We start from the raw sequence: 19,638 nt of genomic DNA, 5'->3' as shown, positions 1-19,638 counted from the left end.
TCCTTTGATCGTCATTGTATCGCTAGTGTATCAGATTTTACCGGACAAAGAATACACGTCTACTCGCATGACAATTGGCCGACTGTACTTTGCCGCTGGATAGTCGACACGATAAGCCGTGCTCCATACGTGATTGCCTGTATAGGTCATAAAATATTTGCCGCGCCCAGAATAGCAAATGCGCCGAGGGCAGTATATAACCGATCTAGTATATAATTTATTACAAAGTGTAAACAACGAATGAAAACTTCTGTTTCATTCCATAAAAACTGTACAAATAAGCCGTTTTGATTGTATACTATTGAAAAAATACATAAGGCGGTGCCCCCATGCTGGAATTAACCATTAACGATCCCGAACGGCTAACCAAGGTAGCGCATGCGTTAAGCACGCTTACCCGTATCGATATCATTAAGCTCCTGCTGGAGAAACCGAAGCTTAACGTGGTGGAGATCGCGGAAGCGCTCCAAATCCCGGTCTCCACCGCGGCCAGCAACGTCCGCGTGCTGGAGGAAGCCCAGCTCATCCTGACGGAGCTATTGCCCGCCTCGCGAGGATCCATGAAGGTATGCAGCCGGAATTACGACGATGTACGCATGATATTGAATCCCATCGCGTTTTATCAAAATTCCAACAAGCTGGTAGAAGTCGAGATGCCGATCGGCCATTTCATCAACTTCGACATTCAGCCCACATGCGGCATGGCAAGCGCGGAACGAAATCTCACCATAGAGGACGAACCGGAGAACTTCTATCATCCCGACAGCCGATCGGCCGAGATCATCTGGTTCCGCAAGGGTTGGATCGAATACCGGTTCCCGAACAAAATTCCTGCGGGCAGCGTCATGAAGTCGCTGGAATTCGCGCTCGAGCTGTGCTCGGAGGCGCCGAATTACAATAACGACTGGCCTTCCGAAATCACGGTGTGGGTCAACGACGTCGAGATCGGCTCCTGGATTTCTCCCGGAGACTTCGGCGATCATCGCGGAAAGCTTAATCCGCCTTGGTGGGCGGACAGCAGTACTCAGCACGGCTTGCTCAAGACTTGGTCCATCGACACGAACCGGGGCGCCGTCGACAACGAAAAAACCTCATCCGTTACCCTATCCGACCTTAAGCTGCATGAGAAGCCATACGTATCGTTCCGCATTGGCATTAAACCCGATGCCCAGCATCAAGGCGGCATTAACTTGTTTGGCAAGAGCTTCGGCGATTACCCGCAAGGTATTATTATGAGACAACAATTCGAATAGCCGATTTCGATAGAACGTCCACTTTATTTCAGATTTCCTGTAACACAAAAGGGAATCTGATTTTTTTTACTTTTAACTTACAATATTTTTGTAAGAAAGCGTTGACAAATTATGATGAAGAGTTTATATTCTGCTTAGAAACAAATTATCTGTAACAAAACAGGTTTTCAATATCGTTCGGAAATAGCCGCGTTGATCGCGTATGCGTTTCTACTGAAAGCCGACTTGTACAACGTTTGTTTCGATTTTATAACACTCAATTAAGGGGGTTTTTCGCAATGTTGAGAAACAAAAGCAATTGGGGGAAAATGTCGCTCGCGCTCGCTCTGGGCATGTCGCTTGTGCTTAGCGGCTGCAGCTCGAACGGCAATGGCGGCGGCGCCAGCAGCGAGCCGACAAACAAGGCCAACAACGCACAGACCGGCAACACGGACAAGGGTAACGATGGGCAGAAACAAGAGAATCCCGCCGATGGCTCCGATATCGAATTTATGGGCTGGGGCGGAGACAGCGAGAAAGCCGTCTTCCAGAAGTTGATCGACTCCTACATGAAAAAGTATCCCGACAGAAAAGTGAAATACACAGTCGTACCTCCAGGCGAATACTATCAGAAGCTCGAGACCTTAATTGCGGCAAAAAAGACGCCTGACGTCTTCTACGCCGGCGGCGCCAAATTCAATAAGCTGGTCAGCAGCGATGTCCTTCTTAACCTGGAGCCCCTGCTCGCAGCCACCAATGCGGTCGATCCGGGCAACGTCTGGAAGGAAGCGCTCGACCGATATCGCTTCGACGGCAAGTTGGTAGGCGGCGGCGATCTCTATGGCTTCCCTAAGGACGTAGGGCCATGGGCATTTGCGTACAACAAGACGCTGTTCGATCAAGCGGGACTCCCTCATCCAAGCGCCACAGCCGGCGAATACACTTGGGACGATATGCTCGAAGCGGCCAAGAAGCTGACGGTTGCCAATGAGCGCGGCAAGATCGATACGTTCGGAGTAGCCGGCTTCTCGCTGGAATCCGCCGTATGGGCGAATGGCGGCGACTGGGTCGACTACACCACGGGCACGATTACGATCGATACGCCAGAGTTCGCCGAAGCGATGCAATTCGTAGCAGATCTGAGCCTCGTTCACAAGGTAAGCCCTTCGCCGGATGACGAGAAGGCACAAAATGGCTATGCACGTTTCGTCGCCGGCAAGATCGGCATGTTCCCAATGGGACCTTGGGATCAGCCTGGCTTCTGGGATCTGCCGTTTGAGTGGGACATCGCGGCATGGCCGGCCAGCCCGAAAACGGGCAAGACGGCAACCTGGCTGGGATCGCTGGGCTTCGTCGTATCCAAGGATACGAAATTCCCGGAAGCCTCCTTCGAACTCGCGGCTTACCTCAGCCTCGACGCCGATTCGCAGCGCGAGAACTACACGTTAGGCCAAGCGGTTCCTAACCTGATCGACATGGCAAAGGGCGAATTCCTGGCGATGGACAAAGCGCCGCAAACGCGCCAAGTTTTCCTCGACATCATCGAGGATTACGGCGTCCCGACCATCGAGACAGGCTCCAAGGACGTCAAGTGGCTCGATACGTTCTGGCAGGACGCCAGCCAAGTATGGACGGGCAAAGTGACAGCGGCTCAGTTCCTCAAGGAAGAGCAGCCGAAGCTGCAGAAGTTGTTTGACGAAGGCAACAAGTGATCCATTGAAGCTTCTCGCTTCATTCACAGAGCTTATTGCAAGTTAATGCGGTAGTAGAGGGTAAAGGCGGAGTGTCGGCACGGCAGCGCCTTTGCCCTCTCGCTTGCTGCCAGGGAGGAATATCATTTGAAGTGGAATCAATTATCGGGGCATCGCCGCAAGGATATGATGTGGTCGCTCTTGTTCGTAACGCCGCCCGTACTCGGATTTTTGATCTTTGGGCTCGCTCCGCTGCTCACCTCGTTCGGCCTGAGCTTTATGTCTTGGGACATGCTGACTCCCGCCGAATTTATCGGTCTCGACAATTTCTCGAAGATGCTGGATGACGAAAAATTTTACAAATCGCTGTTTAACACGCTTGTGCTGCTTGTCGGCATTCCGCTCGGCATGATCTGCGCTTTAACGCTGGCCGTTATGATGAACCGTTCTCTCAAGGGCATCTCGATATTCCGCACCATCTATTACATTCCGGTCATTTCGCCAATAATGGCGCTTTCTCTGCTCTGGCAATGGATGCTGAATTACGATTACGGCATTATTAACGAATTTATTTGGAAAATCTTTGGTGTGCAAGGACCGAACTGGCTGGGCGATCCCAACTGGGTAAAACCTTCGTTTATCCTGATGGGATTGTGGAGCGGCGTAGGCGGCACGATGGTTCTTTATCTGGCCGGCCTGCAGGCAATCTCCTCCACTTATTACGAAGCGGCCGAGGTGGACGGGGCGACCCGCTGGCACCAATTCAAGCATATTACGCTTCCGCTGCTATCGCCTATCCACTTCTTCGTGGTTGTCATGGGCGTCATCGGCACCTTCCAGTCGTTTAGCCAGATGTACATTATGGCCGTCGACGGCGGTCCCGAGTATAGCGGGGCTACGATCGTCTTCTACATTTTCCAGGAAGCGTTCCGATACTTCAATATGGGGTACGCGAGCTCGGTTGCCTGGGTGCTCGGCATTATTATCTTTATCGTTACACTGATCCAATTCCGCTTCTCCAAGCGTTGGGTCTATCAGGATTAGGAGGGACCGCGACATGGCGCTGAAACGTCGTCTGACGAACTTGTTCATTTATATTTTGCTCCTGGCCGGTTCCGTCATCATGCTTGGACCGTTGGCCTGGACGATATCCACCTCTCTCAAGTCGCAAAAAAACGTGTTCGATATTCCGCCAAAATGGATTCCGGATCCGGCCACATGGAGCAACTACCAGGACGTATGGGCGAAAGCGCCGCTCCTGTTTGGCTTCCTAAACAGTACGATCATCGTCGTAACGGTGCTGACGATCGGCATTTTTATATCGACGATGGCGGCCTACGCCTTCTCGAAATTCGACTTCCCGTTTAAGGAGGGCCTCTTTCTTGCTCTGCTCGGCACCATGATGATCCCGTATTCCGTCGTCATGATCCCGCAGTACATCGGCTTCTCCGAGGTCGGCTGGGTCGACACCCTCCTTCCACTCATCGTGCCGGGATTGTTCGGCAATATCGTAACGATCTTCTTCTTTCGTCAGTTCATGCAGGGCTCCATCCCGAGTGAATTGATCGATGCGGCCAAGATCGACGGAGCCAGCTACTTCCGCACGTTTTTGACGGTCGCGATTCCGATCGCGAAGCCGGCGATTGCCGCTCAGGCGGCGCTGGGCTTCATGGGCATCTGGAATGACTTTCTGGGTCCGCTTATCTACCTGCACACGCCGGAGAAACAGACGATTCAGGTCCTCATCGCCAGCATGCAATCGTCCTATATATCGACCTCCAATTATCCGGCGCTCATGGCGGCATCCATTATCGCGCTGATCCCGGTCGTCATCGTCTTTTTTATGGCGCAGCGATACTTTATCGAATCCATGGCGATTAGCGGGATTAAGGGGTAGACCATGGCTACGAAGAAAAAAAAGATACTGCTGGTTGCAGGAGCCGTGTTCATTATCGCCTGCGCGGCAGCATACGAACTGCTTGGACATAAGGATGAGGATATCGTACGGGAGGCGCCTGCAATGGAACACACATACAGCAATCCCATGAAGCTCGAAGACGAATGGGAGGATTACGGCATCGGCGATCCTTACGTGCTGCGCCATAACGGCAAATATTATTTGTATTGCAGTACCAAGGATTGGCGAGTCGGGATAAAGGCATGGAGCTCCGACAATCTCGTCGACTGGACCTACGAAGGGCTGGTGACCGAGGATCCGCTGACGGAAGGCGCCTATGCGCCCGAGGTCGTCTATTGGAACGGTTCCTTTTATATGTATACATCGCCTGCCGGCAAAGGCCATTATGTGCTGCAAAGCGATTCGCCGACCGGGCCATTTGAGGTACGTACAGACAACTTCGGGCTGACGATCGACGGCTCCGTCTTCATCGACGACGATGCCAAGTGGTACTTCACCCGCGCCGAGACCGGCGGCATCGTGGCTCATGCGATGACTGACCCGCTAACGGTAGAATCTGCCGGCGAAAAACTTAACACGTCGCTTGGCCATTGGACGGAAGGTTCGTCGATCATTAAGCGCGGCGGGCGTTACTTCATGACCTACACGGGCAATCACGTATTTAGCAAGGGATATCGGGTCAACTACGGAGTGAAACGGGATTCGCCGCTCGGCATCTACACGATTCCGGAGAACAATCCCATTATCATCTCCACCGAAGATGACTTTAACGGGCTCGGCCATAGCGCTACCGTTATGGGACCCGACATGGATTCGTATTATATCGTCTATCACAATCTGATCGGCCGTTCCGCTGAGGGTCCTCCCGTCCGGATGTTCAATATGGACCGGCTCCTGTTCAACGGCGACAAAATGTCGGTCAACGGTCCCACGTACGACGTCCCGATGCAAGCGCCGGCTTTGCCGGTCTTTCATGACGCGCTTGGGGACGGAGCTTCTCTTGACGAGAGTCGCTGGGAGCAAGTCGAGATCGACGGGACTGCGGAGGCGTGGGTAGCGCGCGAAGCCGCGTCGGGCCGCTTCACCGCGGAATTTAATGCCGTCGTCGCCCCTTCGGGTGGACTGTCCGAGGATGCCCGCTTCTCGGCAGTATTCTCTTACGAAGACGCGGGGCGTTATCGTGCCGTCGAGCTCATGCCGGGCGCCCGGCAACTGGCGCTGAAGGAAGTTGCGGACGGCAAGGCGACCGCTCTAGAGAACGCTCCGCTGCCGGAAGGCATGGATCTCGCCAAGCTTCACGCGATCCGGATCGAAGCGGACGGCGACGGCACCCGCGTCTATTGGGACGGCCTGCTGCTGATCGACAACAAGGAGCTGCGCGGCGCGCCAGGCAAGATCGGCTACGCCTGGACATCCGGCATGGAGCCGGAGCTGCACTACACGGCGTTCTCCAACGACGCGGGAGGCAGCAGCGACCAGGCCGTCGTAAAGCATGTGCCGGGCGTGTTGGAAGCGGCGCATGGCGTAGGGGCTGACGGCGGCGCAACAGGTTCGAGCGGCGGCAAGACGACTGCGCTGGCGGGCGGAAAAGCGGCAAACGGCGATGCAACAGGCTCGAACGGCGCGGCGGAAGGCGATGCGAGCGAGTCCGCGCTCGGCGGCTACTCCACGCCTGACGGCAGTCTCGCGGTGAAGCTCGGGAAGGGCTCGCCACTTTCCTTCCCTATCACGGTTAAGGAGAGCGGCTCCTACCTGTTCTCCGCCATGGTATCGCGGGATTCCGTCGGAGCAGAGCTCAAACTCTCCTCGACGGGCGGGAGCCGCGCATTTAAGGTGGAGGAACGCTGGTTCGCCGAAGACGAGGACTGGACCAAAGTGCCGCTCGGCACGCTCCAATTGGAGAGCGGACCGCAGTGGCTGACCCTCTCTCCTGCCAGAGGCAAAGTCACCCTGCGCTACATCGAAAGCCTGGAAACGACGGCCGTGTCGGCAGAGACGGCCATCTCCTACGACGAAGGAGATCAGTTCGGAACCTGGATCGAGGAGGACGGGCAGTTCCGGGTCATGTCGGAGGCGCGCGACAGCAAGCTGTTCGCCGGCGATCCTCGCTGGACCGATTATAAGGTCGAAATCGACCTGACGCTAACCGAAGATACGCTTGGAGAAGCCGCGGTGCTGCTGCGGACGAGCAACGAATCCGATTTCCGCGACCAGGTGGCGGATTCCTTTATGGGCTACGAGCTGGCTTTCCGCAACGGAAGAGTCATCCTCAGACGTATCAGCTATGAAATCAACGAAGAGCTCGACTCTGGCCAACTTGAACTGACACCCGGCAATCCGGAACGCATTACCGTCAAGCTTGAAGGCAATGTCATCGCGGCATACGCCGGAGAAAACGACGAACCGTTGCTCTCTTGGACCGACCCCAACGCTTTCCTGAGAGGGCGGATCGGCCTCCGGACGGGCTCGACAGGCTGGGTATTTTCGAACGTAAACGTCTACCCGCTGGACTAACATTTTAATTAAATAGAGTTTTAAGGGAATAGGAGACCTAACAGACATGACGACCAAAATGTACATCAAAGATTACCCGCGCCCCGGATTCGTAAGGGAGAACTGGATCAATCTGAACGGCGAATGGGATTGCGGCTTCGATGACGGCAACATCGGGGAGAGAAACGGCTGGCACATCAACTTCACGGGTGATCGCAAAATTACGGTTCCGTTTACCTACGAAACCAAAGCAAGCGGCATCGGCGACGAGAGTCATCACCCCCATGTCTGGTACCATCGGCAGCTCGACATCTCGCCGGACATGGCCGGCAAGCAAGTACTGCTTCACTTCCAGGCGGTGGACTACATCGCCAAGGTGTGGGTCAACGGCATCTTTGTCGGCTCGCATCAAGGCGGCTATGCGGCCTTCTCGTTCGACATTACGCCTTATATCAACATTGGAGAGGCCAATCATTTGACGGTAAAAGCGGAGGACAGCCTGGATGCCACCCAGCCGCGCGGCAAGCAGCGGTGGGTCGAGAACAACTTCGAATGTTTCTACGTGCAGACGACGGGCATCTGGCAATCCGTCTGGCTGGAATGCGTCAATTCCGTCCACGTCGATTCCGTCAAAATAACACCCGACATCGATACCCGTTCGGTCAGCCTCGCTTACCAAGTCAAGGGCGACCTCTCAGCCGGCGATATCCGTCTGGAGACGGTTATCAGTCTGAAGGGGCGGCAAGTGAAGCAGGTCAGCCTGACGATCGATCGCCCATGGCTGCAGCTCGACGTGGATCTCGTGCACGAGGCGAACGGCCCTTGGAAGTCCCGCCTTTGGTCGCCGAATCACCCCAACCTGTACGATGTGGAATTCATCCTTTATCGTGGCGACGAGAAGCTTGATCATGTCTATGCCTACTTCGGCATGCGGAAGATCTCCATCGAGAAGAGCAAGGTGCTGCTGAATAACATCCCGATCTATCAGCGCCTGGTGCTGGATCAAGGTTATTGGCCGGACAGCCATCTCTCCCCTCCTTCCGAGGAAGCCCTTATCGAGGACATAGACCGGATGCTCGCCATGGGCTACAACGGCGTGCGCAAGCATATGAAGGTGGAGGACGCGCGTTTCCTCTACTGGTGCGATGTGAAAGGACTGCTCGTCTGGTCCGAGATGGCGGCGCCGTTCGAGTTCAACGACAACACGATCCAGAAATTTACGACGGAATGGATGGAAGTCGTCCGGCAGCAGTATAACCATCCTTCCATCATTACCTGGGTGCCGTTCAACGAATCGTGGGGCGTGCCGAACATCGCCAAGGATGTCCGGCAGCAGAAGCTGACCGAAGCGATCTACCATCTGACGAAGGCGTTCGACCCCCATCGTCCCGTCATCTCCAACGACGGCTGGGAGCACACGGTATCCGATATTCTAACGCTGCATGACTATGTGGAAACGAAGGAAGAGTTCGTAAAGCGGTACGCGAACAAGGATGACATTACGAGCAACGAGATTTCCTTCAACAATTCGAGGTACGCTTATGCGGATGGCTACAAATACGGGGGACAGCCGATCATCATCAGCGAATTCGGCGGCATCGCTCTTCAGACGGGCACCGGCTGGGGCTACGGCAACCAGGAGTCGACGATGGAGGGCTACATTGCCCGCTTCCGCGGCATTCACGAGGCCATCAGGGAAACCGACTATATCGTCGGCTACTGCTACACCCAAATCACCGACGTCCAGCAGGAGGTCAACGGCGTCATGAACGACCGCCGCGAGCCGAAGATCCCGATCGAGACGATTCGGGAAGTGAACTTGGGTTAACGCATTACATTCTATTGCGGTAAACAAATAAACGACGGGGCTGTCCGATAAGGGCAGTCTCGTCGTTTATTTCCGCGGTGTATGATCCATTGCAGATCATTCCCAACTCAATATCGGGATCAAGCTCTCTGGTACGCGCTATGGAAAAATGGTCGAAGCCGATAATCCGCGACTGGTCCAATGTATCGGTACGGAGAATAACATCCACCGTCGCTTGTTCCAATCCCGGATACCGGTCGCCGGTTTGTTTCAACTTGAGCGGTTTTATCGAATCGACTCGTCGCGGGCACGCAGCCATGGCGGGGCTGGTCTAGGTCACAATCGATACAGATTCGAACCTGGCTGCGAGTGTGGAAGAGGCTGCTAACCCTTTCGCCGTGGGCGCAGCCTTCATCACTTTATCGTCAGCCCTGCTCGACTATCGTTGCCGAGTCGGCCGCCGAATCGATTCGATGTTCTTTCCGAAACCGTTGACGTTCGACGTAATTGGCAATTCGCGCAACCGTCATGCTCGTCAGCACGGCAAACAGCACAAAGCTGTAGAAACCTGCCCCCAAACCAATCCCCGCTCCCCCGACGAACAGAATCATAGCCGCCGACGTGAGTCCCTTTACCTTCAAGCCGTCCTTCAAGATAACTCCTGCCCCGAGAAAACCGAGCCCCGCCACAATCTGCGCGGCCAGCCTCATCGGATCCATCATCGTATTCGGATATTGACCGCTTAGCCTGCCTACGCTATTAATGGAAATCAGAGTAATCAATGTGCAGGCTACGCATACGTACATATAGGTTTTTAACCCGGCCGGCTTGCTCTTGGCCTCCCGGTCCCAGCCAATGGCCAGGCCGACAAGCGCGCTGAGCACGATACGAATATACGCTTCATAATAATGCTCCATATGACGGGCCAAATCATCCATAACGCCTGCCAGAATATCGTTCATCTGCTCTCCTCCTCTCTGTTCTACGCTTACCCAAAAAGAAGCAATCCCCGCTTCGCAGCGGGGATCCAAGGTACAGTACCTTAGCATTCAGGATTTCAGGGCTCGTCCACGACGACGAGCAATCCGGAGAACACTTCACGCGGCACGCCGGGCGTATTAATGCCGTCGACTTTGTTAATCGGAGTATTATTGATGTCGTAACCTCCGCTGCCGTTGATCGTGACCGAGGTAGAAGACCCGCCGCCGTCCATGTTCAAGGCTTGATAAGCGCCGAGCTCCTTCATATAGCGACCCAGCTCTTCGATATAAAATCCGGTCGAGCCGTCCGCTCCTCTGCCGTCCACTACCACGAAGAAGACGCTGCCGTCGCTCCGGATGCCGACCGCCGTGCGGGGATGCCTGGCGTTGTGGCGATAGTAGGTTTGCTCGTCGTAATCCGGATGAGACGGACTGGCGATGACTTGTCCGCGGAAGTCCTGAACCTCCCCGTCCTTCACCATCCAGTATTGGCCGCCCGAAGCTTGATACAGTTCATCTTTTACGTCCGCCCAATCCTCGTCGTAGGTGCCAATGACAGGCGTTCCGTCGTCCTTGATGCCGAAGAAGCCGTGGAGCGGATAGTTTTTGCCATCGACGCCCGATATCCGCACGCCGTTAATGACGGACGAGCCGTCCTTGATCATGTGTCCTTCCGGACCTTGTTCCGTATAGAACTCGCCATTTACGCCTGCGACCACCTTCTTGCCGCTAATCAGCGTGGTTGCGGCTTGTGCCGCCACCGTAGCCTTGATCGTATCATGGCCCTCGCTATCCTCGATTCGGACATAGTTGCCGTTCGCATCCGTAGGCGGGATCATGTTATCCTTGACCCCGACAATAATGGAAACATCCGGTCTTGTCAGATCGACGTCGATGATATTAGCCTTCTGCAGTTGGCCGTACCGGTCGATGAAGTCCATCTGTCGATGAACGACGCCGGCGGATACCGTGATCGATTCGTCGCGAAGCACGCTCAGGACGATTGGCCGGTACGCCTGACCGGCATGAGGCGCCGATTGTAGAAGGGGTCTGCCCTCTTCCTTGTCCAACACCCAAATGTGGCCGAAATTCCAACCCAGGGTACTTTCATAGGCAGCTTGCGAGACAAGCGATTGATCCGTTGCGTCCGCTCCTTGGCCGTTGCTCGCCGTACCGCCGGCTGCGGCTGCTCCCTGCACAAGCGCATTGACCGAAGCGATATTGTTCGCAAGCGTCGGCGTTCCATTTATTCTGCCTGCAATTCGGCCGATGTTACCGCCGGTGTTATTAATCGTGCCGGCCAATACCGCGTTTCCTCGAATAACGGCTCCGGTATAGGCATAAGCCGTGACGCCGCCGGTGTTATTTTCCGCGGACGACACATCCGGCACGACATAAGAGCCTTCCAGGCGCGAGCCGGACTCCGATACCGCGACCAGACCGCCGCTCTCTACCCTGGCGCTGACCGAAGCATCGGCATAGACATGACGGATCGTCCCCGTGTTGGAGACCGCGATAGCCGCGCTGCGGTAACCCCCGGACACCTCGCCGGTCACGAAAGCTTCGCGAATCGTACCCAGATTGCGCGCCGCGATGCCTGCCGCCCAATACGAAGAGTCGGTGTCCAGACTTGTGACGTCTACATCCGCAAACCCAATCCGTTCGATAACGCCATGATTGTCGACGACGAATGCCGCTTTCGGCTGCGAAACGCTGCCTGTCACGGTCAAACCGCTGATGACGTGGCCGTTCCCGTCCAACGTGCCGCTGAAGGACGAAATCGGTTGGAACGTTCCGCTCAGCACAATGTCCGCCGCCAGCACATAGTCTTGGCCCGGATTCGTGCGAAGCTGCTCCAAATCGGCTGCAGTCGCGAGCTGTATCGCCTGTTGCTCCGGCACGTTCCGCAAAACGGGACGGTCCAGCGCCGCGCTCCACCGCCATATTGTACTGAAATTCCAACCCAGCGTTTCTTCGTAGATCCACGGATCGCCCAGCGATACATCCGTCGCATTCAAGCCTTGTGCATTGTTTGCCGTACCGCCGGACACGGCCGATCCTTGCACCAGCGCGCCCGCTGAAGCGATGTTATTAGCGAGCGTCGGCGTGCCGTTAAGGCGGCCGACGATTCGACCGATATTGCTGCCGCCGTTCTCGATCGTACCCGCGAGCACAGCGTTGTCCCGGATGATCGCTCCGGTATGCGCGTAAGCGGTTATGCCGCCGGTATTGCTCTCCGCCGACTCCACATCCGGTACGACATAGGAACTCTCCAGCCGCGATCCGGCCTCCGACACGGCGACCAAGCCGCCGCTCTCCACCCTCGCGCTGACCGACGCGTCCGCGTAGACATGTCTGATCGTGCCCGAGTTCGATACCGCGATGGCCGCTCCGCGGTAACCGCCAGACACTGCTCCTGTCACAAATGCCTCGCGGATCGTGCCCAGATTGCGAGCCGCAATGCCGGAAGCCCAATACGTGGAGTTCGCGTCGAGGCTCGTTGATGCTACGTTCGTTAATCCAATTCGTTCAATGACGCCGTAGTTGTCGACGATGAACGCCGCTTTCGGCTGAGAAGCGCTGCCCGCCACGGTCAGACCGCTGATGACATGGCCGTTCCCGTCCAACGTGCCGCTGAATGACGGAATCGGCTGGAACGTTCCGCTTAGCGCGATATCTGCCGTCAACACGTAGTCCAAACCTGGATTCGTGCGGAGCTGCTCCAGATCCGCCGCGGTAGACAGTTCTATCGATTGCTGCTCCGACACATTCAGCAAGACGGGACGATCCAGAACCGCGCTCATTCTCCACAGCTTGCCGAAATCCCAGCCTAACGCGCTCTCGTATAACGAGGGATCGCCAAGTGCGGCATCCGTCGCATTTTGTCCATGCTTATTGTTCGCCGTACCGCCGGAAGCCGCCGCTCCCTGCACCAGCGCTTCCACCGAGGCTATGTTGTTCGCAAGCGTCGGCGTCCCGTTGAGCCTTCCGACGATCCGGCCGATATTGCTCCCCCCGCTGATGATCGTGCCCGACAGCACCGCATTATCGCGAATGACGGCTCCCGTATAGGCATAAGCCGTTATACCGCCGGTGTTATTGTCGGCTGACTGCACGTTCGGCACGACATAAGAGCCTTCCAGCCGGGAACCGGCCTCCGATACCGCTACGAGGCCGCCGCTCTCTACTTTGGCGCTGACGGCCGCGTCCGCATAGACGTGACGGATCGTCCCCGTATTGGAGACCGCAATCGCAGCGCTCCGGTAGCCGCCCGACACCTCGCCGGTCACGAAAGCTTCGCTGATCGTGCCCAGATTGCGCGCCGCGACGCCCGCCGCCCAATAGGACGAGTTGGTATCGAGGCTTGTCACTTCTACGTCCGCGAACCCGATTTTTTCGATCAAACCGTAATTGTCAACGATAAAAGCCGCCCTCGGCTGCGACGCGCTCCCCGCCACGGTCAAGCCGCTAATGATATGGCCATTCCCGTCCAGCGTGCCGCTGAAAACCGGAATTGGCTGGAACGTTCCGCTTAGCGCGATGTCAGCCGACAGCTTGTAATTGCCTCCCAGGTTCGTCCTTAACTGTTCCAGATCCGCCGCGCTGGCCAGGGCAATCGCCGACGGCGACAAAGATTCCGCATGTGCCCTCTGCGGTACGGGCTGCAGTAATGCCATAAACAAGATAAACGATAAGAGCAGAAACATCGTTTGACGCAATCGCCTCATTCTCATTCCCAATCCCTCTCCTTCACTCATTCACATTCTTCTATCGAAGATACCCGCAGACGACAACCTTGCGTCCTACTCCACCCAGATCGGCGCCGTCGCTGCGAACTCGCCGTCCTCCTGGTACACCTTGACGAAATAATAACGTTGACCCGATGGCAGCTCAAGCTGCAGCCTGAGCTCCGGCTCCTTGCACTCGACGCTGTGCAGCACAATGCCCTGCTCGCCGATAATCTCCGCGCGGACGATGCGTTGTCCCGTCTCCCGGCGGTACGATGCCACGATGTCAAAGGAGAGCATCTCTGTTTCCGAGATGCGCGAGCCCATAATGGCTCCGTTTACCCGAAACCATACCTGGAGGAACAACGCCGATGTGAAGTACACGCGTTGCCGACGCACCGCATCGAAGAAATGCTCCTCCGTCAACCGATCGACCAGCACGCCTGTGCGAAGCGTATTTTCGGTGCCCCATTGCCCATGGTGGTTGTCCTGACTGCCAACCGGGGCGATGTGCCAGCCCAAATCCAGAGCTTTGACGTAGTAGTAGAGGCCGCCCAGTTCCTTGGATTCGATCGTGTTGATCTCCAGCATATGCATAACCTTGTCCAGCTCCGGATCATAGGGCGCGAAACCGTCCAGATGGCGGTTGCCGCATGACCAGGGATGGTTCCATTGCTGGATGGAATCGGGATAACGTTTGACCAACTCGTAGTAGGTCGGAATATCGTTGAACTTGGTTTCGTAAGCGTTAATAAAGAAGTCCATATTATACGTGTTCATATGGCCGAACTGGTTGTACCAGGTTGTCTCCGCTCCGTACAGCGCGAGGAACGCATCTTCCTCGGTTTTCGCCTCGGCAATCTCCTGGATCTCCCGCCACTTCCGGCTCTTGTCCCAGTCCAGATAATGATCATATAGGTTGCTGTGCTCCGTAATCGCCAGAAAATCCAGCTCTGCCGTATAACGCGCGTAATCATACGCATACTCCGGCACGCCGATGCCGTCCGAGAAGCCAGTGTGGCTGTGCAAATTGCCGAAGTAGACGCGATATTCGCCATTAGGCGCAGGCAAATCGGCAGGCCTTGGACGAGGCGCCGGAAACGCCGTCGCCTGCGCAAGCGCCAGCCAATGGATCAGCAACGTCTGACCCGGATCGATCGACTTCAGGATCAGGCAAACATCGTGAACGCCATTAAGCGGTTGGTTGTCCGAAGAGAACAGCTCCCCGGCCAGAATCGACCACCGTTTCCACTGCTTAAACAGCACCAGCTCGCCAATTACGACACCCTCCGGTCCGCCCAATCTCACCTCCAGGTTCGCCTTGAGCGACTTGTCCGGGTTAGCGAAGCCAAACTCGCCTCTCAGCTGGCTGACGCCCTGCGCGGTGAAATCAACGTCCCGGTACAGGAGGTACGCGCCGGCTTGATCGCTTGCCGCCACAACCGCGCGGCGTCCCGGCTCCAACTCGTCGTCTTCCCGCAGCCCGAAGCCCTCCCCCTCGTCCCACTCCGTTGCAGGAAACAACAACGAAGCCTTTCGAGGCGGCGCCTCCATCTCCAACGGATCATCGGAGCCGTACACCTCGACATGTCGCAGCAGCGCCGCTTCGTCCGTCGAACAATAGGTGACCGTCACCCGAATGTATCGGGCGGCCGCGCTTGTCTCATGCCATACGCCATCCAACGTGGCAACGGCATCGTCTTTTTTGCTGGCAATCTCCGTCCAGTTCAAGCCGTCCTGGCTGGCTTCCACGAAATAATGAACGTACCGTTCGTCCCCCGCGTAAGCACTGATTCGAATTCGCGATAACGGCAGCACTTTCTCCAGATCGAGCTTCCACCATTTGTAATAGGGTCCACCTTTCCAACAGGTTTCCTCGCGCCCATCTACCGCCATTCCTGCCTTGCAGCCATCGATCTCGAACTCGGCGATTGCCTTCTTGCCCTGGCTAAGCAGAACGAACTCTGTCGTTCCATTTGATCGCGAATGCTCTATTGTCATCGTTCTATCACCCATTCGGTTAGTAATTGTGTCCGTCTTCCTTATCCTTTGATCGCGCCCATCATGACGCCCTTCACGAAATGCTTCTGCACCAGCGGGTACAACAGCAGCATGGGCAAACTCGATACGACAATGACTGCATATTTGACGCCCTCCGTCAGCAGCAATTGTTCCACCAGGCTCTCGCCTTGGCCTCCAACCAAGCCTCCCATGTCCTGTTGAATCAACAGGTTGCGAATCACCATCTGCAACGGCATCCGCCAGTCGTCGTTCAGGTAGATTAACGCCATAAAATACGCATTCCAGTGGGCTACGGCATAGTACATCGTCATGACGGCGATAATCGGCATCGACAGCGGCAGCACGATCCGGGTTAACGTTCGAATATTGCTGCAGCCGTCAATAAACGCCGCTTCCTGCAATTCATAAGGGATGGAGGTTTGGAAATAAGTACGCATCACGATCAGGTTCCAGACGCTGACCGCGCTCGGAATGACCATGACCCAAAGATTGTTGTACAAGCCCAGCACGTTCTTATAGATCAGGAACGTCGGAATGAGGCCGCCATTGAACAGCAGCGTGAATGTAAACAGGAGAACAAGCACGTGTCGCCCTACCAAATCCCTTCGCGACAATGCGTAGGCGCCCATCGTCGTCATGACGACATTAATCGTTGTGCCAACGACGAGATAGAGGATGGAATTGCGATAGCCCGTCCAAATATCCGGATTTTGAAAAACTTTGCGGTACGCATCCAGCGAGATGTCCTTCGGCAGCAGCCAAAGCTCGCCCTTGACGATGGCCCAGGGATTGCTCAGCGAAGCGCTGACAATATAGATCAGGGGATACAACGTACCTAACATAATTAGCGTCAATATCGTATAGATGACGATGTCATAGATACGGTCGCCGGCCGACTTGTGCCCGAGATGATTCATGCTCCCCCTCCTCTACCATAGGCTCGTGCCGCTTACGCGCTTCGCGATTTGGTTAACGGCGATAATAAGAATAAAATTGATCAACGAGTTAAACAGTCCCACTGCCGTCGAGAAACTGAATTGCGAGCCCAGCAGGCCGATCTCGTACACATAAGTGGAAATGACGCTCGAAGCCGATCGGTTTAGATCGTTTTGCATTAAATAGATTTTCTCGAACCCGATATCCATGATCGATCCGAATTGGAAAATCAACATAATGATGGCCGTCGGAATGAGCGCGGGGATGGCGATATGCAACAGTCTTTGCAGCTTGGTCGCGCCGTCTATCATGGCCGCTTCGTACAGGCTTTTGTCCACTCCCGCCAAAACCGCAACATATAACACCGAGGCGAAGCCCATATTTTGCCACACATCCGAGAACACATAGATGCTCTTGAACAGCGACGGTTCCGTCATAAAATAAATCGGATCGCCGCCCAGCCGGACGATGATATTGTTGACCAGCCCCGTCGATGGCGACAAGAACGCCATGACGATGCCTACAAGGACGACCGTCGACAGAAAATGCGGCATAAAGGTGATGGACTGCACGCTTTTCCTGAAACGCTGGCTTTGCACCTCGTTGATCAGCAAAGCAAAAATGATAGGGAGCGGAAAAGCAACGAGGATTTGATAAAAGCTGATGCCCAGCGTATTGCGGATCAAAGTCCAGAACTGGTAGTTATTAAAAAACCGATCGAAATGTTTGAAGCCAACCCAACTGCTGTCCCAGAAGCCCTTTACCGCGCTGAAATCCTTAAAGGCGAGCTGGATCCCGTACATCGGCAAATATTTCAGCAGAACAAAATACAGCACGACGGGAAAAATAAGCAAATACAGATCCCAATTACGGCGAACCGAGCGGGGAATAAGCAATCTGGATTCTCTGCTCCTTGCACCGGATGTCATAACAGCACTCCTTCTTATCGCTAGTCCTTGCCGTTATCGGCAGCGGAGGATGGAGGGGTTGTCAGGCCCTATTCCTCGCTGCCGCCCGCATCATGACTACTTGGTGTAACGCTCGTAAGCCGCCCCGTAAATCTCTTGCAACCGCTCAAGACCCATCCGTTTAATCTGCTCGACGTATTTGTCGAACTCGTCCAGCGACGTTTTTCCTTGCACGAATTCCGCCGTCCGCTGACTGACCATGGCATAAATATCCGTTTCCAGCGCCTGCTTCTCGTCCGCCTCCTCCGCGGTGAAGCCAAATGGCGCCCACAGCTCGTCAGGCAGATAAGGACTCAGCTTCTCTGCCGCCGCTTTCGCGGAAGGCTGCGTTTCGCCGCCTTTGAAGTAATCCTCCAGAATGAGCGTCGGGAGCGATCCGCCCGCATACGGCACATATTTGGATACCACCTGGTCAAACGACGAGCCTTCGGGAATATTGCTTACGATTTCCGGCAAGAAGTCGTATTGCCCCTCCGCGTTTTTTCCGTACGATTCGCCTTCGATGCCCAGGTACAACATGCGGATGCCTTCCTCACTATAGAAATAGTCGATCCAACGCATGGCCGCCTCTGGATGTTTGTTCGAGCTGGAGATCATAAACGCCCCCTTGGAGCCGAAGTGGCCGCGAGCGCTCGTATAAAGCTGCTCGCCTGCCGGCCCGACCAAAGCTTGGTCCAATCCGGCATAATCGTCGGCGTTCGTATTGGCTCTGCCGATGACATTGCCGAAGGAGAAGGAGCCGAGCTGGTTTTGTTCGTTCATGGCCAGCACTTTCGCGCCCGTATTCGTAAAGATTTCCTGATCGATCAGCTTCTCGGTGTACAACTTGTTCATATAGGTCAGCAATTGCTTGTACGCGTCGCTAATCGGGAAAAACCTCAGCTTGCCCGTCTCCGGATCGACATCCCAGTTGCCATTGCCCGTGCCGCGATTGCCCAGACCGAAAGCTCCGCGCAGCACCTGCGTCAGCTCGTCCAGCGAATCCGCCGTAAGCGGAACCTCGTCCGCCTGTCCGTTGTCGTTCATGTCGCCGTCGCGGAACGCCTTAAGCGTCTCGTACAGCTCGTCCGTCGTCTTCGGCATGCTCTTGCCCGCCTTCTCCAGCCAGCTCTGGTTGAGGAACAGCTTCCGCGTAATCTCGATACTAGGCGAGTCCGTTAAGCTCGGCATGGCATAGATGCTTCCGTCGGCCGTCTCCAGACCTTTGCGAACATCCGGATACTTCTCCATAACCGCTTTGAAATTCGGCGCGTATTGGTCGATCAAATCGTTCAGCTTCATTAACGAACCGTCGGCCCCGTACTTGTCTACATCGCTGTCCGGCATCCGGGTACGGAAAAACACATCCGGCAACTCGTTGCTCGCAAGAGCAAGATTACGTTTCTCCGTCATGTCTGCGCTTGTGTAACCATCCCACTCCATGCGAATGCCCGTCATTTTCTCGTATTCCTGCCACACCCGAATCTCATTCCAATCGGGCGGCTGCGCGGGACTAAGCATGACCATCGCGGACATCGTCACCGGCTCGTTCACGATCGGGAAGCCCGTATCGTTAAGCAAGGCAGGTTTGCTTGTATCCGCAGGGGTCGACGGGCCGTTCGTTCCTTCCGGCTTTGTATTGTTGTTGCCGCTGCAAGCGGCCAGCATAGATGTCGCAATCACGCACGTCAAAATAACCGATATTGCTTTTCTCATGAAAAAATTCCTCCCGTTTCGTTTCATTCCGCGTTTTTTACAGAAAATTCCGAATATTGAGAAAACAATACATGTGCCTATGACTCGCCGTTATGACGCATAATGTCGGCTGAACTAAGATGATCGCACCATCGCCGGGAGTGAGGCGGCGCGGACCAGGCCGCGCCG

Annotated in this window: 12 protein-coding genes; 6 read left to right on the top strand and 6 right to left on the bottom strand. The window is 55.4% G+C overall.

The annotated features are described in order from the left end of the window. Positions 1–329 precede the first annotated feature (329 nt). The 6 genes from PAT3040_RS00870 to PAT3040_RS00845 all read left to right on the top strand — a co-directional run bounded on the left by PAT3040_RS00870 (position 330) and on the right by PAT3040_RS00845 (position 9,162). Positions 330–1,253, top strand: a complete 924-nt coding sequence (locus PAT3040_RS00870) for an ArsR/SmtB family transcription factor (protein ID WP_108991147.1) — start codon at positions 330–332, stop codon at positions 1,251–1,253. 278 nt (positions 1,254–1,531) lie between these two features. After that, positions 1,532–2,944: an ABC transporter substrate-binding protein gene (locus PAT3040_RS00865; protein ID WP_108991146.1), complete on the top strand. Its 1,413-nt coding sequence runs from the start codon at positions 1,532–1,534 to the stop codon at positions 2,942–2,944. Positions 2,945–3,109: 165 nt separating this feature from the next. Then, positions 3,110–3,967, top strand: a complete 858-nt coding sequence (locus PAT3040_RS00860) for a carbohydrate ABC transporter permease (protein WP_108991166.1) — start codon at positions 3,110–3,112, stop codon at positions 3,965–3,967. 13 nt (positions 3,968–3,980) lie between these two features. After that, entirely contained in the window at positions 3,981–4,820 is an 840-nt protein-coding gene (locus PAT3040_RS00855; protein ID WP_108991145.1) for a carbohydrate ABC transporter permease, read from the top strand. Positions 4,821–4,823: 3 nt separating this feature from the next. Further along, complete coding sequence (locus PAT3040_RS00850; protein ID WP_108991144.1) at positions 4,824–7,355, top strand: glycoside hydrolase family 43 protein; 2,532 nt, start codon at positions 4,824–4,826, stop codon at positions 7,353–7,355. A gap of 46 nt (positions 7,356–7,401) precedes the next feature. Further along, the gene (locus tag PAT3040_RS00845) at positions 7,402–9,162 is read left to right on the top strand and encodes a glycoside hydrolase family 2 protein (protein ID WP_108991143.1); all 1,761 of its coding nucleotides are present in this window, start codon (positions 7,402–7,404) and stop codon (positions 9,160–9,162) included. Positions 9,163–9,566: 404 nt separating this feature from the next. Here the strand turns inward: PAT3040_RS00845 and PAT3040_RS00835 are convergent, their stop codons facing one another. The 6 genes from PAT3040_RS00835 to PAT3040_RS00810 all read right to left on the bottom strand — a co-directional run bounded on the left by PAT3040_RS00835 (position 9,567) and on the right by PAT3040_RS00810 (position 19,470). Continuing rightward, positions 9,567–10,103 carry an MgtC/SapB family protein gene (locus PAT3040_RS00835; RefSeq protein WP_258234772.1) on the bottom strand — a complete coding sequence of 179 codons (537 nt, stop codon included), beginning with the start codon at positions 10,101–10,103 and terminating at the stop codon, positions 9,567–9,569. A gap of 95 nt (positions 10,104–10,198) precedes the next feature. Continuing rightward, entirely contained in the window at positions 10,199–13,855 is a 3,657-nt protein-coding gene (locus PAT3040_RS00830) for a phosphodiester glycosidase family protein (protein ID WP_181376370.1), read from the bottom strand. Between the two features lie 69 nt (positions 13,856–13,924). Further along, positions 13,925–15,850, bottom strand: a complete 1,926-nt coding sequence (locus PAT3040_RS00825) for a CehA/McbA family metallohydrolase (protein ID WP_181376369.1) — start codon at positions 15,848–15,850, stop codon at positions 13,925–13,927. Between the two features lie 41 nt (positions 15,851–15,891). Further along, positions 15,892–16,788: a carbohydrate ABC transporter permease gene (locus PAT3040_RS00820; protein ID WP_108991139.1), complete on the bottom strand. Its 897-nt coding sequence runs from the start codon at positions 16,786–16,788 to the stop codon at positions 15,892–15,894. 12 nt (positions 16,789–16,800) lie between these two features. Continuing rightward, on the bottom strand, positions 16,801–17,736 hold the full coding sequence (locus PAT3040_RS00815; protein WP_108991138.1) for an ABC transporter permease: 936 nt from the start codon (positions 17,734–17,736) through the stop codon (positions 16,801–16,803). 96 nt (positions 17,737–17,832) lie between these two features. Next, positions 17,833–19,470, bottom strand: a complete 1,638-nt coding sequence (locus PAT3040_RS00810; protein ID WP_181376368.1) for an extracellular solute-binding protein — start codon at positions 19,468–19,470, stop codon at positions 17,833–17,835. Between the last annotated feature and the right edge of the window lie 168 nt (positions 19,471–19,638).

The organism is Paenibacillus agaridevorans (assembly GCF_003112455.1).
Classification (GTDB): domain Bacteria; phylum Bacillota; class Bacilli; order Paenibacillales; family Paenibacillaceae; genus Pristimantibacillus; species Pristimantibacillus agaridevorans.
This window is presented reverse-complemented; position numbering and strand designations above follow the sequence as displayed.

What these genes read in the sequence shown, in the direction of transcription:
- PAT3040_RS00870 (WP_108991147.1), top strand. Translation starts at nt 330, where the DNA reads ATGCTGGAATTAACCATTAACGATCCCGAACGGCTAACCAAGGTAGCG.
- PAT3040_RS00865 (WP_108991146.1), top strand. Translation starts at nt 1,532, where the DNA reads ATGTTGAGAAACAAAAGCAATTGGGGGAAAATGTCGCTCGCGCTCGCT.
- PAT3040_RS00860 (WP_108991166.1), top strand. Translation starts at nt 3,110, where the DNA reads ATGATGTGGTCGCTCTTGTTCGTAACGCCGCCCGTACTCGGATTTTTG.
- PAT3040_RS00855 (WP_108991145.1), top strand. Translation starts at nt 3,981, where the DNA reads ATGGCGCTGAAACGTCGTCTGACGAACTTGTTCATTTATATTTTGCTC.
- PAT3040_RS00850 (WP_108991144.1), top strand. Translation starts at nt 4,824, where the DNA reads ATGGCTACGAAGAAAAAAAAGATACTGCTGGTTGCAGGAGCCGTGTTC.
- PAT3040_RS00845 (WP_108991143.1), top strand. Translation starts at nt 7,402, where the DNA reads ATGACGACCAAAATGTACATCAAAGATTACCCGCGCCCCGGATTCGTA.
- PAT3040_RS00835 (WP_258234772.1), bottom strand. Translation starts at nt 10,103, where the DNA reads ATGAACGATATTCTGGCAGGCGTTATGGATGATTTGGCCCGTCATATG.
- PAT3040_RS00830 (WP_181376370.1), bottom strand. Translation starts at nt 13,855, where the DNA reads ATGAGAATGAGGCGATTGCGTCAAACGATGTTTCTGCTCTTATCGTTT.
- PAT3040_RS00825 (WP_181376369.1), bottom strand. Translation starts at nt 15,850, where the DNA reads ATGACAATAGAGCATTCGCGATCAAATGGAACGACAGAGTTCGTTCTG.
- PAT3040_RS00820 (WP_108991139.1), bottom strand. Translation starts at nt 16,788, where the DNA reads ATGAATCATCTCGGGCACAAGTCGGCCGGCGACCGTATCTATGACATC.
- PAT3040_RS00815 (WP_108991138.1), bottom strand. Translation starts at nt 17,736, where the DNA reads ATGACATCCGGTGCAAGGAGCAGAGAATCCAGATTGCTTATTCCCCGC.
- PAT3040_RS00810 (WP_181376368.1), bottom strand. Translation starts at nt 19,470, where the DNA reads ATGAGAAAAGCAATATCGGTTATTTTGACGTGCGTGATTGCGACATCT.